The sequence below is a fragment of the Candidatus Fermentibacter sp. genome (assembly GCA_030373045.1).
Lineage (GTDB): Bacteria > Fermentibacterota > Fermentibacteria > Fermentibacterales > Fermentibacteraceae > Fermentibacter.
Genome location: JAUCPW010000023.1, coordinates 30,740 through 46,515, shown reverse-complemented (window position 1 = coordinate 46,515; position 15,776 = coordinate 30,740). Strand labels below are relative to the sequence as shown.

At 67.9% G+C, this 15,776-nt stretch carries 15 protein-coding genes; 10 read left to right on the top strand and 5 right to left on the bottom strand.

Annotated features, from left to right (window positions below):
* From QUS11_04350 to QUS11_04340, 3 genes are read right to left on the bottom strand one after another with little or no spacing between them, the layout of a single operon-like run.
* Window positions 1–690, bottom strand: coding sequence for a hypothetical protein (locus tag QUS11_04350; protein ID MDM7992521.1), 690 nt, complete (start codon window positions 688–690; stop codon window positions 1–3).
* Window positions 690–1,373 (bottom strand): DNA repair protein RadC, encoded by a 684-nt coding sequence (gene radC, locus QUS11_04345; GenBank protein ID MDM7992520.1) that lies wholly within the window; start codon window positions 1,371–1,373, stop codon window positions 690–692. The genes QUS11_04350 and radC overlap by 1 nt, the downstream gene beginning before the upstream one ends.
* Window positions 1,370–2,425 (bottom strand): mechanosensitive ion channel family protein, encoded by a 1,056-nt coding sequence (locus QUS11_04340; protein ID MDM7992519.1) that lies wholly within the window; start codon window positions 2,423–2,425, stop codon window positions 1,370–1,372. Before QUS11_04340 ends, radC begins: the two co-directional genes overlap by 4 nt.
* A 222-nt stretch (window positions 2,426–2,647) precedes the next feature.
* Here QUS11_04340 and lepB point away from each other — a divergent pair, with 222 nt between their 5' ends.
* On the top strand, window positions 2,648–3,370 hold the full coding sequence (lepB, locus tag QUS11_04335) for a signal peptidase I (GenBank protein ID MDM7992518.1): 723 nt from the start codon (window positions 2,648–2,650) through the stop codon (window positions 3,368–3,370).
* Window positions 3,367–4,311, top strand: a complete 945-nt coding sequence (locus QUS11_04330) for a hypothetical protein (protein MDM7992517.1) — start codon at window positions 3,367–3,369, stop codon at window positions 4,309–4,311. The genes lepB and QUS11_04330 overlap by 4 nt, the downstream gene beginning before the upstream one ends.
* Before the next feature lie 62 nt (window positions 4,312–4,373).
* Here the strand turns inward: QUS11_04330 and QUS11_04325 are convergent, their stop codons facing one another.
* Both QUS11_04325 and QUS11_04320 read right to left on the bottom strand, forming a co-directional pair.
* Window positions 4,374–5,042 (bottom strand): TrkA family potassium uptake protein, encoded by a 669-nt coding sequence (locus QUS11_04325; protein ID MDM7992516.1) that lies wholly within the window; start codon window positions 5,040–5,042, stop codon window positions 4,374–4,376.
* A 7-nt stretch (window positions 5,043–5,049) separates the two neighbouring features.
* A complete protein-coding gene (locus QUS11_04320; GenBank protein ID MDM7992515.1) occupies window positions 5,050–6,762 on the bottom strand; it encodes a potassium transporter TrkG in 1,713 nt (570 codons plus the stop codon).
* A gap of 79 nt (window positions 6,763–6,841) precedes the next feature.
* Here QUS11_04320 and QUS11_04315 point away from each other — a divergent pair, with 79 nt between their 5' ends.
* The 8 genes from QUS11_04315 (at window position 6,842) to QUS11_04280 (ending at window position 15,762) form a co-directional block, all read left to right on the top strand.
* Window positions 6,842–8,110 carry a class II fructose-bisphosphate aldolase gene (locus tag QUS11_04315; GenBank protein ID MDM7992514.1) on the top strand — a complete coding sequence of 423 codons (1,269 nt, stop codon included), beginning with the start codon at window positions 6,842–6,844 and terminating at the stop codon, window positions 8,108–8,110.
* A complete protein-coding gene (locus tag QUS11_04310; GenBank protein ID MDM7992513.1) occupies window positions 8,055–9,410 on the top strand; it encodes a dihydroorotase in 1,356 nt (451 codons plus the stop codon). The genes QUS11_04315 and QUS11_04310 overlap by 56 nt, the downstream gene beginning before the upstream one ends.
* Window positions 9,388–11,061, top strand: coding sequence for a hypothetical protein (locus QUS11_04305; GenBank protein MDM7992512.1), 1,674 nt, complete (start codon window positions 9,388–9,390; stop codon window positions 11,059–11,061). The genes QUS11_04310 and QUS11_04305 overlap by 23 nt, the downstream gene beginning before the upstream one ends.
* Window positions 11,054–11,818, top strand: a complete 765-nt coding sequence (locus tag QUS11_04300) for a hypothetical protein (protein ID MDM7992511.1) — start codon at window positions 11,054–11,056, stop codon at window positions 11,816–11,818. The genes QUS11_04305 and QUS11_04300 overlap by 8 nt, the downstream gene beginning before the upstream one ends.
* Entirely contained in the window at window positions 11,815–12,696 is an 882-nt protein-coding gene (locus tag QUS11_04295; GenBank protein MDM7992510.1) for a dihydroorotate dehydrogenase, read from the top strand. Before QUS11_04300 ends, QUS11_04295 begins: the two co-directional genes overlap by 4 nt.
* The gene (locus tag QUS11_04290; protein ID MDM7992509.1) at window positions 12,684–13,109 is read left to right on the top strand and encodes a septal ring lytic transglycosylase RlpA family protein; all 426 of its coding nucleotides are present in this window, start codon (window positions 12,684–12,686) and stop codon (window positions 13,107–13,109) included. The genes QUS11_04295 and QUS11_04290 overlap by 13 nt, the downstream gene beginning before the upstream one ends.
* Window positions 13,109–13,837, top strand: coding sequence for an orotidine-5'-phosphate decarboxylase (pyrF, locus tag QUS11_04285; protein MDM7992508.1), 729 nt, complete (start codon window positions 13,109–13,111; stop codon window positions 13,835–13,837). The genes QUS11_04290 and pyrF overlap by 1 nt, the downstream gene beginning before the upstream one ends.
* A gap of 158 nt (window positions 13,838–13,995) precedes the next feature.
* Window positions 13,996–15,762 (top strand): biosynthetic peptidoglycan transglycosylase, encoded by a 1,767-nt coding sequence (locus QUS11_04280; GenBank protein MDM7992507.1) that lies wholly within the window; start codon window positions 13,996–13,998, stop codon window positions 15,760–15,762.
* Window positions 15,763–15,776 lie beyond the last annotated feature (14 nt).

Sequence of the window (15,776 nt, the reverse complement as noted above, 5' to 3'; positions counted from 1 at the left end):
CTAGTCGAGCATGGCCCCGTGGGCCGTGTTCAGCCTTGCGAGATCCAGTTCCACGATGAGCAGCGAGTCCGAACCGGTCCAGGACGGGAGCCCCATGCGCAGCAGAGGGCTCCCGTCGTCCATCCAGATCACGAAGCTCTGCGGGTCGAGCCAGTGGCCCCTCGACCAGAGCCATATGTCCAGATCGGCGGACGGCGGAGCGTCCAGCGCGGCCCTGAGCTCCCCGGTGAAGACCGAGTCGGTCTGGACCACGGATTCCAGGTCGAGCGGCACGCCGGAGAGCAGCCAGGTCCTGAGAGCCTCGTAGGACGAGGTCAGCCTCCCGTCCCTGTCGGACCTGACCGTGATCCTGCCGCCTATGTACGATTCCGTGCATGCCAGGATGCGCAGGGTGCGGGTCTCCTCCGACCGGATCGATCCCGCCGCCCTGGCGGATGCGAGAGCCTGAGCCGGGAGATCGGCTATCCAGGTGATCGTGTCGGCCCCGGCCTCCGACACCATCCTGAGGCCGTCCACCGAGTAGTAGTGGCTCTCTCCGCCGCCGGACCATGACGAATCGGCCGAGACCACCTCGAGCACGACGCGGGCCGAGAGGGATACCGACCTGGTGCCGGCCCCGTCTGCCGAGAAGTAGGGGATCCCCGGCCTGGACAGGACGGCCGCGAGGACCAGCCCCGCTATCGCCTGCATCAGTCCGCCCCCGGCATGAGACCGCTCTCCCTGAAGCTCAGGACCTCCGGGCCCGCGACGATGAAATGGTCGAGGACCCGGAATCCGAGGCTCCTGCCGAGCTCGGAGAGCCTCGCCGTCAGGGCCCTGTCCTCGCGGCTGGCCTCGGCCCTGCCGCCGGGATGGTTGTGCACGAGGATGACCGAAGTGGCGTTCAGGGCGATGACCTTCTCGACCAGGTTCCTCGGGTGTACCGAGGCCCTGTCCACGGTGCCCATCTCGATGTCCCTCTCGCCCAGGAGCCTTCCGCTCGAATCGAGCAGGAGGGCCACCAGCCGCTCCCTCCGCTGGAGACCCAGCCTGGCCGCCAGATAGGCCTTCACCTTCTCGACGCTGTCCAGTATGCAGTCTCCCGGGGCCGGCTTCGCGGCCCGCTGGGAGGCGAACGTGACCATCGAGAGGAGGGTGGCAGCCGCCGGCCCGATGCCCGGGGAGGTCATCAGCATGTCGGGGGACTGCCTGAACACGCCGTCGAGGCTGCCGAAACGCTCGAGCAGGCCGGCCGCCTCCTCCCGCACGTCCTTCCTCGGGCGGGCGAAGGTGAGGAGCAGCTCGAGCACTTCCCGGTCGGAGAAACCCCTGCCTCCGGACTCGAGGAACCTCTTCCGCAGGCGCTCCCGGTGACCCTCTGCGTTCCCGGTCATCGCTCGATGCGTACGGTGCGGGTGGGGAAGGCGAAGGAGAGGCCTGCCGCCTCGACCTCCCTCATGATCATCAGACCCTTCCTCTCGCGCATGGAGAGCCACTGCCTGTAATCGACCGTCTTCAGGAACATCAGCACCTCGACTTCGAGGGAGGATTCGCCGAAGCCCCTGAAATGGACCGACCAGGAGTCGGGCTCCACATCGGGATCGCTGCGCAGTTCCTCCCGCAGTCTGTCCAGGAAGTCCCCGAGCGCCGTCAGCGTCGTATCGTAGGTGAGGCCGAAGGACATCAGCGTCCGCCTCGACTCCCTGCCCGCCCAGTTGTCGACCACGTTCTCGACTATCTTGCGGTTGGGCACCGTCACGAGGGTTCTCTCGACGGTCCTTATCCTGGTGGACCTGATGCCAACGTCGGACACCGTCCCCTGGACCCCCTGCAGTTCGACGTAGTCGCCCACCATGAAGGGTTTCTCGAGGAAGATGGCGATGGACGCGAAGATGCCGCCGAGGGTGTCCTGGGCGGCCAGGGCGACCGCCATGCCGCCTATCCCGAGGCCGGCTACGATGCCCCCGACGGGGTAGCCGAAGGCCTGGATGACGAATACCACCCCGAGCACGAAGATCAGCACCCTGGCCGTGTTCCGGAGTATGGGCAGCATCTGGTCGTCGAACCGGGAGTCGCTGGCCCTGGCCGACACAGCCAGGTTCTCGGCCACGCAGTCCGTGATGCTCACCAGCAGCCAGACCACGGCACCGGTCGACCCGACCAGCAGAATCCTGTCCAGGACGGTGACCACTCCTTCCGAGACGGGCAGGGTCCTGGCGGCGGCGTAGCAGCAGAGCAGGAGAACGAGGAATCCGACGGGTCTGCGGAGTTTCGCCGTCAGCCTCGATGGCATGCCGGAGAGCCTCTTCGACAGCCTGCCGAGGATCGCCCTGGCTGTCGCGGAGAGCGCGAAAGCCACCACGACCACCGCCAGGGCTATGGCGATCCTTCCCGCCGGGACTCCGCCGGGGGCGAAGGAGTAAAGACCCTCGAAAAACTCCGACATGCCGGGCATCCCTCCGGGCGCATGATTGTGCCGGACGTCATGGTATGTCAACACGTCGAACCTCATCAAACGTCGATGCATCATCACTGCGAGGCGCGGGGCAACCCGTGCCTCGCTGACAAGCTGATGAGGACCTCCGGCCTGCCGGAACACTTCGACGTGTTGACGCGCAGAGCACCCGAGCCCTATTCATTGACCATCCCAACGATACCGGAGGTCCCCGTGACGAGGGCGAAGGTGCTGGACTGGTTTCTGCAGCTTGCTCTTGCGCTGATCATATTCTTCGGCTTCCTGAGGCCCTACGTCGTAGAGAGCTTCCGGATCCCGTCGCCCAGCATGGAGGGCACCCTCCTGGTGGGCGACCACATCCTCGTCCTCAAGGCCGCCAAGGGGCAGCGCATCCCCTGGACCGACAGGCTTGAACCGCCCCTGCACTCCTTCAGGGGGGGCGAGCAGGGCCTGCTGATGCCGGCCCTGGGCACGATCGAGAGGGGAGACATCCTCGTGTTCCGGTATCCCGCGGACATGAACCGGGATTTCGTCAAGCGCACCGTGGCGCTCGCAGGCGACACCGTGAGCGTCAGGAACGACACCCTGTTCGTGAACGGCGAGCCGTCCTCCTTCCCCGTCCAGTTCCAGGACAGGTTCTCGCCCAATCCGCTCGACATCGCCTGGCCTGCATGCATCCCCTCCCTGCGCGGGAGGGTGCCCGACCTCGCCTACGAGGGTATCGCCCGGGGAGCGACGCGCGAATGGGAATCCTATGTCGTCCCGCCCGGGCACGTCTTCATGATGGGTGACAACAGGGACAACTCCAGCGACAGCAGGGTCTGGGGCCCCCTCGACCAGGACCTGGTCAAGGGCGAGGCGATGTGCATCTACTGGTCTTGGGTCCCTGGCGACGGACTGCCCCTCCTGGGGCGGATAGCGCGGCTCGTGAGATGAGCGGGCAGCTGGCGAGGGAGGCTCTTCCCTATTCCAGGACCTTCCTGGAGCGTGTCCCCCTGCAGTTCATAAATCTCGACGAACTCGTGAAGGGCGCCCTCGAGGACAGGAACTTCACCGGAGACGGCTACTGGCAGATAGACGCCGACGAACCCCTCGCCTACATGATACTCCGCAGCGGCAGGCCCTACACGATCATCGGCTATTCCGGCCCGAGCGTCACCGCGTTCATCAACTGGCTCAGGCGCGACAAGAGGGAGCTGACCCTCACCTACAGGTTCGTGGAGGAGGGTTCCCTGCCCTCCCTTGTGAGGTGCTGCTCCGAAGAGCCCGTCCTGCAGGACCTGGAGAACGACAGGGGCGACCTGATGGAGGTCCTGAAGGCCCTGCGCCGCAACGAGGATTCGGGTCTGCTGAGGATCAGGGCCGGTAGTCTGTCGACGCTCGTCCCGGTGGAGTGCGGGAAGCTCCAGGTGGCCTGGGGCGCGGGAGTCTCCATGAAGGGCAGGGACATCCTCACCTACCTGACCGAGCAGCTCCCCCCCGAGACCACCGCGGACCTCTTCCCCGGAGCCACCGGCGACCTGGCAGCAGTGGGCATATCGGAGGCCCAGCTCCTGGTAGGGGCGTTCAACACCTGGCTCGAGGCGGCGATCCCCACCTGGCCGGAGTGCTCCAACATCGCGATGAACGTCTTCAAGACCCTGAAGGACAAGGAGGTCTGCCTGGCCTCCTTCATCTATTCCACCGAGGAGGGGCTGTCCCTCCAGGCGCAGCCCTCGGAGGCCGAGAGGATCCCGAAGGTGTTCGCGACCCTGATAGGCTCGATGTGCAAGAAGCACCCCGCCCCGGCGGCCTGTTCGAAGCTCTTCATCTCCTCGAACCGGCAGAACAAGATGGCCCTGGAGGCCACCGGCCTGGCTTCGCTGCTGGAGATCTGACCGGGCGCCCGTGCAGGGCCTGCCGCGCTCCCGTCCCCCCGATGTGCGATCGAACATGACCGTCAGGTCAGGAATCTCTCCAGGTCGGTGCGCCCGCCCAGGATGAAGAGGTCGTCACCCAGCTCTATGACATCGTCGGGCAGGGGGATCCTGTAGGTCCTCATGCCCTCCTCGGGCTCCAGCTTGCCTATGTAGGCTATGTTCACCCCGAACGCGCGCCTTATGTCGAGGTCCCTGATGCACTTGCCTATCATCGACGCGCGAGGCTTCACCCTCACGAAGTCTATGCCGCCGGCCAGCGGGACATATGTCTCGACGTTGTCGTGCTGGAGCATCCGGGCGACCCGCTCTCCCTGGTCCTTCTCGGGCATGTAGATCTGGCTGGCGCCGACCGCCCGGAGTATCCTGGCCTCCCGGTGGGTCGTGGCCCGGGAGTGGACGGTCACCCCCATGTCCCTGAGGATGGTGGTGACGAGCACGCTCGCGCCGAAGTCGGAGCCCATGGCGACTATTGCGACGTCGACGTTGTCTATCCCGTGGGCACGGAGGAGGGTCTCGTCCGTGACGTCGAAGGACACCGCGAGCGTGACCTTGTCGGCCAGCTCGTCGAGCTTCCTCTCGTCGGAGTCGACTGCGACGACCTCCGACCCGAGGTCCGCCAGGTTCCTGGCCAGGCTGGAGCCGAAGTTGCCCAGGCCCAGCACCGCGAATTTCCTGTGTTCGGACTGCACGGTCCTCCTACCCTATCCCTATCCTGCACTCAGGGAGCCTGTAGGCAAGCGTCCTTGGCCTGACGGTCAGCGCCGCCAGCACCGAGGGACCCACCCTGCCCGTGAACATCGTGAGAATGATTATCCAGCGGCCGGCCACGGTCAATTCGCCGGTCACCCCGGTGGAGAGCCCGACCGTACCGAAAGCGCTGACCGCCTCGAACACGTAATCCTCCGGCCCCCTGGGCGATGACGCCGATTCGGAGAGGACCAGCAGCACGGAGGACGCCACGCACACCAGCAGGCAGGAGAAGAGGAGGAACGCGGCCCTCTGGAGGTCGTGCAGAGGCACCATCCTGTGCCACATCTCGGGCTGGGGTCTCTTCCGCAGCAGCGACAGGCCGGCCGATGCCAGCAGCCCGACGGTCGTGGTCTTCACTCCGCCGCCGGTGCCTCCGGGCGAGGCGCCGATGAACATCAGGGCGATGAAGGCGAGCCTCGTCGCCGGATGCAGGCCGAGCACCGGGATCGTGTCGAAGCCGGCGGTCCTCGGAGTGATGGAGCAGAGGAGGGCGTTGGATACCCGCTGGGGGAGACCCATCCCGCCCAGGGCCCCGTTCCACTCCACCAGGAGTACGAAGGCGGTTCCCCCTGCGATGAGGATGGCGGTGACGAGGAGCACCAGCCGCGAGTGGGCGTCGAGCCTGTTGTGCCGCCTGCCCCTGAGCGTGGAGAGCACCGCGGTCACGAGGCCTGTCAGCACGGCGAAGCCCAGCCCGCCCGCGACTATCAGGCCCGAGATGATGAGGCACACGGACGGCATGCCGCTGAAGCTCTCGAGATTGTCCGGGAACAGGCTGAAGCCTGCGTTGCAGAAGGCCGAGACGGAGTGGAAGACGGCCTGCCAGGCCAGTTCCGCCTTGTGCAGACCGGGGAGCACCGGCCTCCATGCCGAATAGAGGAGCAGGGCCCCGGTTGCCTCGACCGTGACCGTCCAGCCGATGATGGAGCCTATGGCCTTCTTCAGGTCGCTGGTGAACTCCGCATCGACCGCCCGCGTGATCGACAGGCTCTGCCCGAGGCCGACGCTGTGACCGAGGAAGAGCGCGAAGAAGGCGAAGAAGCTCATCAGCCCCAGCCCGCCTACCTGTATCAGGACGAGTATCACGATCTGCCCGAAGTGGGTGTAGACCGATCCCGTGTCCACCACCGAGAGCCCCGTCACGCACACGGCGGAGGTGGCCGTGAAGAAAGCGTCCAGCGGCCTGACGCCGTCGACAGTGGCGGCGGGCAGGAGAAGCAGGCCTGCTCCGGCCGCTATGATGGCCGCGAAGGAGATGGGGAGTATCTGCCATACCGGCACGTGGTCCGTGAGGAACGCCCCGAGGCGCTGCACGAGTATCCTGGTGGAGATCAGCATGACCCCGACCTGTATGATGGCCCTCAGGGCCCCGAGCACGGCGTCCCGCCCGCCTCCGGCCAGGGCCGCCCAGGCCATGGCTGCGATGGTCAGGCCGAGGAGCAGGGATATCCAGTGGTCGTCCCTGATCCTCTCCGTGAGGCGCCTCCCGTCCGGGAGCAGCACGGAGGCCAGGTGCAGGAGCCACAGGGTCGCGAAGGCGTGCGTGCTCCACGACTCCGCGAGCCCCGCTCCGTGCCTGGCGAGGAGAAGGGCGGGGGCGGCCAGGGCGAACCAGCCCGATCCCGTGATCACCGACAGAAGCCTGGAAGCCTTCGCCATTCCCCCTCCGGAAACGATAGCCGCATATTAGCGAACCAGCCGGCGGGGTCAAGCTGCCATCATACAAGGAAGGGCGATAATGGTGGATTCCAGCACATACGACAGGATGCTCGGCCTCAGGCCTCTCAACGTCAGGGCGGCCCTGCCCGACTCGAGGTGCGCCCTCGTGAGCGGGAGGGACATCTGTTCGGTCGCGCGCGCCAGGAGCGCCATCGTCATGGCCGCGAACATCAGGAACCCGCTGAGCGCCCTCGGGATACTCAGAGCCGCCAGGAGGGCCGACTCGTTCGTGATGCTCGAACTCGCCAAGTCCGAGGGGAAATACACAGGCGTGACCTATCAGAACCTGCCTCAGACCGCCCAGGCATATTCTTCGGACCTGGGCGACGGCGTCGTGTACGCACTCCACATGGACCACTACGCCGTCAAGTCGCGCGCCGACAGGGACGACGCGGCCCGGGAGATCCCGCGCGCCATCTCCATGGGCTGGACGTCGGTCGCCATCGACGCCTCACACAATCCCGACTTCGAGAACCTCTCCTTCACGCGCGACGTCGCCATGCACATCCCGCAGTACGCCGGGCTCGAGGTCGAGGTGGGCGAGATCAAGGGCGCCGGGGTCCTCTCCACGGTCGGGGAGGCGGAGTACTTCATCGGCGGCCTGAACTCCTGGGGCATCTTCCCGGACTGGCTGGCCATCTCGAACGGCTCGAAGCACGGAACCTACGATGCTTCGAAGGGCGAGAGCGAAGGCATCGACCTCGGCCGCACCCGCGAGATCGCCGACGCCATAGCGCCCTTCGGATGCGTGATAGCGCAGCACGGGATAAGCGGCACCCCCCTCGACAAGGTGGGGCACTTCAGGGAGTACGGCATCCACAAGGGCAACGTGGGCACGCTCTGGCAGAACATCGTGTTCGGCATCGAGATGGATCCCGCGAGCGGCAACGCCGTCATCGACGACGGCTCCTACGTCAAGCGGCCCGACCGCGGCGTCACGACGGAACTCTGGGACCTGATGGTGGCACATGCGGACAGGCTCGGCTACTCCCGCTCCTCGGGCGACTACAAGAACCTCAACCGCCCGTTCCACTCCCTCGTCATGTCCCTCCCCGCGGAGATAAGGGAGAGGATCGCCAGGGAGACGGAGGAGTGGGCTCTGAGGTATTTCGAGGCCTTCGGCTCCATCGGGACCGGAACCGCCGTGATCGAGGCGATCGCCGGGCGCGGCGACTGGAACCCCTTCCCGGAGAGGCGGATCGTAGCCTCCCGCGGGGGTCACGGCAGGGAGGATGCTCCCGACTTCGGCGGAGAGCACGGTCCGGACGGCAGGGACTACTCTGACTGACGCCTCCCGGCCCGTCCTGGTGAGGGGGGGGCGGCTCGTCGACCCCGCCGCCGGCTTCGACGCAGTGGTCGACCTGCTTGTGGAGGACGGGACCGTCTCACGCCTCTCGAAGCCATTCGAGGCTCCGGACCGGGATGCGTCGGTAGTCGATGCGGACGGCCTCTGGCTGTTCCCGGGGCTCACCGACATGCACGTGCATCTCAGGGAGCCCGGGGCGACCGCTTCGGAGACCGTGGAGAGCGGCCTCAGGGCAGCCATCGCCGGAGGATTCACGAGGGTGGCCGCCATGCCCAACACCGACCCGCCCGTCGACACTCCCGCCAGGGTTGCGGAGATGGCGGAGAGGGGGCGCCTCGCCGGAACCGCTGATCTGCTCGTCGTGGGCTGCGTGACCAGGGGCCGGAAGGGGGATGCGGTCGCCGACATCGGGGGCATGGCCCTCGCAGGGGCCGCGGCCTTCAGCGACGACGGCTCTCCGGTGCTCGATCCCGGGTTGCTCGCGGAAGCCATGGCCGCCACCGGCGCCGCCGGGAGGGTCTTCATCCAGCACGCCGAGATCACCGACCTCTCCCGCGGGGGGGCTGTCAACCTCGGGCCGGTATCACGAGAGCTGGGTCTCGCCGGCATTCCAGACTCGAGCGAGACCGGAGCCGTCGCGCTCACCCTCGAAACGGCGATTGCATGCGGGGGGCGCGTACACCTGACGCACCTCTCCCTGCCCGGGAGCGTCGACCTGGTACGCGAAGCCGCCGACAGGGGGGCATGTGCGACATGCGACGTCACTCCGCATCACCTGGCCCTCGACGAATCGGAAGTGCTCCGGTCGGGCGCCTGTGCCAAGATGAACCCTCCGCTCAGGTCCGCGCGCGACCGGGAGGGCCTGGTGGAGCGGACCAGGGCAGGCAGGATCGATGCCGTGGCAAGCGACCATGCCCCTCACGAGGCGCGGCTCAAGGAAGCCGGACTCGCCGGTGCCCCCTTCGGGATCACCGGCCTCGAGACAGCGCTCCCGGTGACGTTCGACGCCCTGGGGCGGATGGGTGCGATGAGCCCGCTGCGGATGCTCTCCCTCTTCACGACGGGGCCGGCTTCGATCCTGGGGGTCCCATGCCCGTCACTGGCGCCCGGAAGGCCTTTCGAGGCCGTGCTGTTCGACCCGTACGAGGAGTGGACTCCATCCAGGGACAACACTTTCTCCCGTTCCACGAACACGCCCTTCCTCGGGAGGACCCTCAGGGGAAGGGTCAGGGCGGTCTGGAAGAGGAGGCTGGTCTACTTTGACGGCGACTTCGTCCCCTGACGGCATGGCGCTGCGCGCCCTCGTCCCGGTACTGGCCCTGCTGGTTTCGGGCTGCGCCTATTTCAACACGTTCTACAACGCGCGCCAGTCCTACGACGAGGCTCTGGCCAGCGTCCGACTGAACCCCGACAACCCTTCCGCCGGCGAGGAGCAGGACCTGCGGGATGCGATAGAGGGTGCGGGCAAGGTCCTGGCCTTCTACCCCGACAGCCGCTGGGCCGACGACGCACAGATGCTCATCGCGGACGCGCTCCTGCTCCTGGGATCCCGGTCGACATCGGGGAGCGGGACCTCCAGCTACGAGGAGGCGATGAGGGCCTACTCCTCCGTCATGGTCATGACCGACGACGGCCGCATGATGGACAGGGCCACCATCGGGATCGGGAACGCAGCGATGGCCCTGGGCAGGTATGCCGATGCGGCGGCCTCCTTCGGCGCGGTCTCGGGCCAGCGCAGGGACCTCTTCGCCGTGTCCAGGCTCAGGCAGGCCGAGGCCCTGGTGCTCTCCGGGGAGCCCGGCCTGGCCGCCGCGGTGCTCGACACGCTCGAATCCATGGACCTCTCCGACAGCCTCATGGCGGAGACGGAGCTGGCCCGCAGCCGGGTGCTCTCGAGCCTGGGCATGCCCGACAGCGCGGTCTCGACCGCACTGGAGGCGGCCCGGCTGTTCGGCAGGGGCGCGGGGTACTACAGGGCTCTCACGGCGGCGGCTGACGCATCCATAGAGGCGGGCGACCCATCCGGCGCCGTCTCCATCCTCGCCCCCCTCAGGGTATCCTACAGCACCAACCGCGAGCTCGCGGCCATCTCCCTCCTGTCCGGGAGGGCGGCCGAGGCTGCGGGCGACGTGCAGGCGGCCCTGGATTCCTATGCCGACGCGGCAGAGCTCGACATGTCGAGGGAGGTCGGCGCAGAGGCCCTCTACCTGGAAGCCCTCCTGCTCGAGAGGGAGAAGAGGCTCGACGACGCGCTCACGGTGCTCGCACAGCTCTCTGGCAGGAGCGGCGACTACCTCTGGATACGGCTGGCCTCCGACAGGCTCGGGGAGATGCAGCTCCTGAAGACCTACATCGATACGCTCGAGACGGCCGCACCCGATGACATGGACCTCTTCAGATTCCTCGCCGCCGAGAAGAGGATGGACCTCTACGGCGAGGACTCCCTGGCCATGAGCGAGATGAGGGCCCTTCTCGACAGCCCCGACGGGCGCGTGAGGGCGATGGCCCTGGTCTCTGCATCGGGGAATCCCGGCATAGGCCGCGACAGCTCCATTGCGCTGCTCGAACAGGCCCTCGCGCTCTGCGACTCAGGAGATCTTGCCGGGAGGATCGAGGAGGAGCTGAGCCTTCCGCCCGGACCTGCCGCCCAGGCCAGGCCCTCCGCACTCCTGGAGGCCGCGTGGGACCTTTACGGCGCGGGCGAGTACGAGGCCGCCTGGAGTGCCGCCGGACGGGCGCTCTCTTCGAGATGGAGGCTCGACAACGAGCCCGCGCTCCTGTGGATCGCCTATCTCTCGTCGGAGGCCGCCATGATGGAGGACGGCCTGGTGGAGAGCTACGCCACGGAACTGGTCCAGAGGTATCCGGGGACCGCAGAGGGTGCCGCGGCCCTGGACAGGCTGGGCGGCGCGTTCGAGGAGCCCGATGAGTAGCGCAGGCCTGGTCGACACGGATGCCAGGGTGATCGCCTGCAGCCGGGAGGACGAGGACATCTTCCGGATCGAGCTCGAAGCCCCGCGGATCGCCTCGGCGTGCCGGCCCGGGCAGTTCGCCATGCTCGAACCCTCCCCCGGGGCCTTCCCTGTGTCCAGGCGCCCGCTCACCTTCAGCTCATGCGATCCGGAGGCGGGCTCGGTCACGTTCCTCTTCGACGTTGTCGGAGCCGGTACGTCCATCCTGTCCCGATCCGCCGAAGGCGATCCGGTGCGGATCCTCGGGCCGCTGGGAAGAGGCTGGGAGACCTCTCCCGGAAGATGGCTGATGGTGGCAGGCGGGCTCGGCATCGCCGGGTTCCCGTTCCTTCTCTCCACCGCGGACGAAGCCGTGGTCATGGCCGGAACCAGGACCGGGCGGGGGACATCGTGCTGTCCGCCGGGGACCGTGCTGGCCACCGAGGACGGCTCCGTCGGCGTGAGAGGCCTCGTCACCGGCCTGCTCGAGGATGTGGAATGGGACTCGTTCGATTCCATAGCGGTCTGCGGTCCCTCGGCCATGATGCGGGCCGTGGTCGCCTCCGCCCCTCCCCGTGTTCTCGGCAGGATCCAGGTGTCCATGGAGAGCCGCATGGGATGCGGGTGGGGCGTGTGCGGGGGATGTCCCGTGCCATCCTCCCGGGGCGGCTTCATGTCGTGCTGCAAGGACGGCCCGGTCTTCAGGGCCTGCGACGTCGACTGGGAGAGGATCTCGTGAACCCGGTCACCGAAGGCCTGCCCGACTCCTTCTGGGGCATCCCCGTCCCCGGGCCGGTCGCCCTGGCCTCGGGGACCTGCGGATTCGGCCTGGAGCTCGACGCCATGGGCCTGCTCGCGGACGTGGCCCTCGTCTTCTCCAAGGCCGTGACCCCCGAACCGAGGGACGGGAACGCACCCCCGAGGATCCACGACACCGGGTACGGCCTCCTCAATTCGATAGGTCTGGCCAACCCCGGCCTCGACAGGGTCCTCTCGGAGGTGCTGCCCGCTGCCGCCGGCCTTTCGAGACCCCTGGTGCTGAACGTCGCCTGCGAGTCCGTGAGCGCCTTCGGGTCAACCGTGGCCGCACTCGAAGCCGGCGGCTCCCACGCCGGATACGAGGTCAACGTGTCGTGCCCCAACGTGGAGGCCGGCGGGATGGCCTTCGGGGTCGACCCGGCAGCCGTGGCCTCCGTGACCCGGGCGGTCAGGCGGGAGACCCGCAGACCGATCACCGTGAAGCTCACCCCGAACGGCGGGGACATGGTGTCCGCCGCGAAGGCCGCCGAGGATTCGGGAGCGGATGCTGTCACGGTGTGCAACACCTTCCTGGGCATGAAGCTGGACTGGAGGACCGGAAGGCCCGCGCTCGCAAGGGGTGCCGGGGGCTACAGCTCGCCCGCCCTCCTGCCGCTCGTCGTGGCCAGGGTCTGGCAGGTCGGCCGCGCCGTGCGGATACCCGTGATAGCATCCGGAGGAGTCTGGGAGCCCGGTGACGTGCTGGAGCTGCTGGCTGCGGGAGCCTCGCTCGTACAGGTGGGGACCGGGCTCCTCAGGAGACCCTCCCTGCCGTCGGAGCTTGCTGCCGGCATAAGGGACCTGCTTTGCGGAACCTGACGGGTGTGGCGCTCGCGGCCCTCGTGCTGCTTGCCGCAGGCTGCCTGGCCCCCAGGCCGGTCTACAGGGGTGGCGTGAGGGGCGCGGCATCGCTCGTAACCGGCCTCGAGCAGCGGGGAACGGCCAGCTTCTACGCCGGGAGCTTCCACGGCAGGCAGACCGCCAGCGGCGAGAGATACGACATGAACGCGATGACCTGCGCCCACAGGACGCTTCCGTTCGGCACCCTGCTCGAGGTCGAGAACCTGGGCAACGGCTCGACCGTGACCGTGAGGGTGAACGACAGGGGCCCCTACGTGGGCGGACGGATCATCGACCTTTCGAGGGGCGCGGCCGACAGGCTGGGGATGATCGACTCGGGCACCGCCGACGTGCGGCTGAGGGTGATCGGATTCGAGGAGGAGGAACGCTGATGCCGTCCGGATACTCCGGGACAAGGCTCTACATAGCCCTGACCAGCGACATGGGGAGGACCCCGGCCGAACTCCTGGCCCCGCTGCGGGGTCTCGGCGTGGGGATCAAGATCGGGCTCGAGCTCTTCGCGGGACGCGGGCCGGACATCGTGAGGGAGCTCTCGGGCGAGGGCTTCCCGGTCTTCCTCGACCTCAAGCTGCACGACATCCCCCACACGGTCGAGGGCGCGGTGAGGGCGGCCTGCGCCTCGGGACCGGCCCTCCTCAACGTCCACGCCTCGGGCGGAGCGGCCATGATGAAGGCCGCCGCCTCGGCCGCTTCGGGCACCGGCGTGCGTATGCTGGCCGTCACCGTCCTGACAAGCCTCGGCGCCCCGGACCTGGAGCGCATGGGCTGGAGCCTCGGGCCGGGGGGGACGGTGGTGAGGCTCGCCGGGATGGCGGCCGAGAGCGGCATGGACGGGGTGGTCTGCTCCCCCGGGGAGGCCTCGGCGGTGCGCTCCGCGACCGGTCCAGGCTTCCTCATAGTCACACCCGGCATAAGACCCTCGGGATCCGACAGGGGCGACCAGGCAAGGATCGCGACGCCGGAGTCCGCCGTCCGGGCGGGCGCCGACGCCCTTGTGGTGGGAAGGCCCGTCAGCGGAGCACCCGATCCGCGGGCAGCCGCGTCGGCCATCCTCGAGGAGATAGAGGCGGCTGTGGCTTCGGGAGTGCGCTCCCTCTGAACCGGGCAGCCCCAGGCTTCGCAAGGATCCTGCGTCTGGCCGCACTGCCGGCCCTGCTCGCGGCCGCGCTCTGGATACTGCCCGGCGCGGGGGCCAGGTACGCCCTCTCGCGCCTCGACGGGCGTGCCTCCATCGGCGGAGTCCGGGCAGCGCCCGGCGTGCTCCTGCTTTCAGACGTCGACATGCCGGGGCTGGGCTTCGAGGCTGACGAAGCAGTGATCTACTGGAGCATGGGCGTGCCCATCCCGTCCGTCGACAGCATCCTGATCCCGTCCTGCAGGGTCGATCTGCCGCCGGGCCGCGGCAGGGCCGGAGGAGGAGCCGGCGGCGGTTCCGACGACATGCCCCTCCTCGTGCTGGGAGAGGCCAGTGTGACCCGGGCCGGTTCGGACACGACGGTGTTCTCGGGCCGCGCCTCGCTCAGGTCGGGCTCGGTCGAGATGTCCGGGCTCGCGCACGGACCCTGGGGATCGGCCTCGGTAGAGGCGGGGGGCGTGCGAGGCGAGGTCTCCTTCCGGGCCGACTTCCACGGCTGCACCGGGATCCCGCTCTTCGACCCGGACCTGCCCTCCCTGATCACGGAAACCGGATTCTCCGGATCGCTCCAGGGGATGGCCACGGACGACTCCGTCCATCTCGAGGGGACGGCCGCCGGGACGGGAGGGGCGGGTACCGCCACACCCTTCTCCCTGTCGTACTCCGAGCGGACCTCTGAACTGACCGTGGCGACGGGGCTCGGCGGGGCGGAAGCCGTCGCGGACAACATCCTCCTCTCCTATGAACCGTCGGCCTGGATGTCGCTCGACCCCGAGGGCGAGGTCCGGCTGACATTCGAGGGCGGGGAGCCCTGCAGGTTCGACCTCGAGGCCCGGATGGACAGCGCGGCGGTCTATTCCGAACACGTTGCGGGGGACACCGTCCGGTTCTCGTGCTCGGTCTCCGCCTCGGGAACCGTGGAGCCCGGGAGGCTCTGCGTGGATTCCTGCCTCCTCTCCCTGGGGACCATGACTCTGAGGGCGAGCCTCGAAGCCCTGACGGGCGACCGCGACAGGCTGACGGCACGCATCTGGAACGACTGCATCCCAGGAGAGACCATGGCCGCCTCCATCCCTGCATCCCTGCTCGGTCCGCTTGCGGGGACGGCGCTGGAAGGATCCCTCGGCCTGGACGTCCGCCTCTCGATCGACAGGCAGTGGCCCGACAGCTCCGACCTTTCGATCCTGGTCGACGCGGACGGACTTTCGGTCGTCAGCTGCCCGGTCGACGTGGCGCGCCTGGTCCGGGGCGGTTCCTGCAGGATGCGCGACAGCTGGGGCAACACGAGGCTCATCCACCTCAGCAGATCGGCGAACGGGGAGTTCGTGGAGCTCTCGGAGATGCCCCCCTGGTTCGAACCCCTGCTCTGCTGCTCCGAGGACGGCACCTTCCGCAGCCACTCCGGATTCAGCGCGGAGCACATAAGGAACTCGCTCGTCGCCGACGTGAGGGAGGGCGGCTTCGTGAGGGGCGCATCGACCCTGACCATGCAGCTCGCGAGGAACCTCTTCCTCTCGCGCGAGAAGACTCTGGCCAGGAAGCTCCAGGAGGTCTTCCTGACCTGGAGGCTGGAGGAGACCCTGTCGAAGGACAGGATCCTGGAGATCTACGCGAACATCGTCGAACTCGGTCCGGACGTGTTCGGATTCGCCGAGGCGTCCCTGTACTACTTCGGGACGGGCATCCGCGACCTCGGGGTGAGGGAGACGGCCTTCCTCGTCTCGATCCTCCCGGGCCCGAGGCTGTACCACCGCTTCTACGAGAGAGGCTCCGTCCCCGACTGGTGGGAGGGATACCTGGACATCCTCGTGGAGTCCGCCGAGCGGCGCGGGGGAGTTACGCACGAGGAGGCCGCCCTTGCGCTGGGGCATGCCATAAGGTTTAATTAGCCGGTGCGTACCGT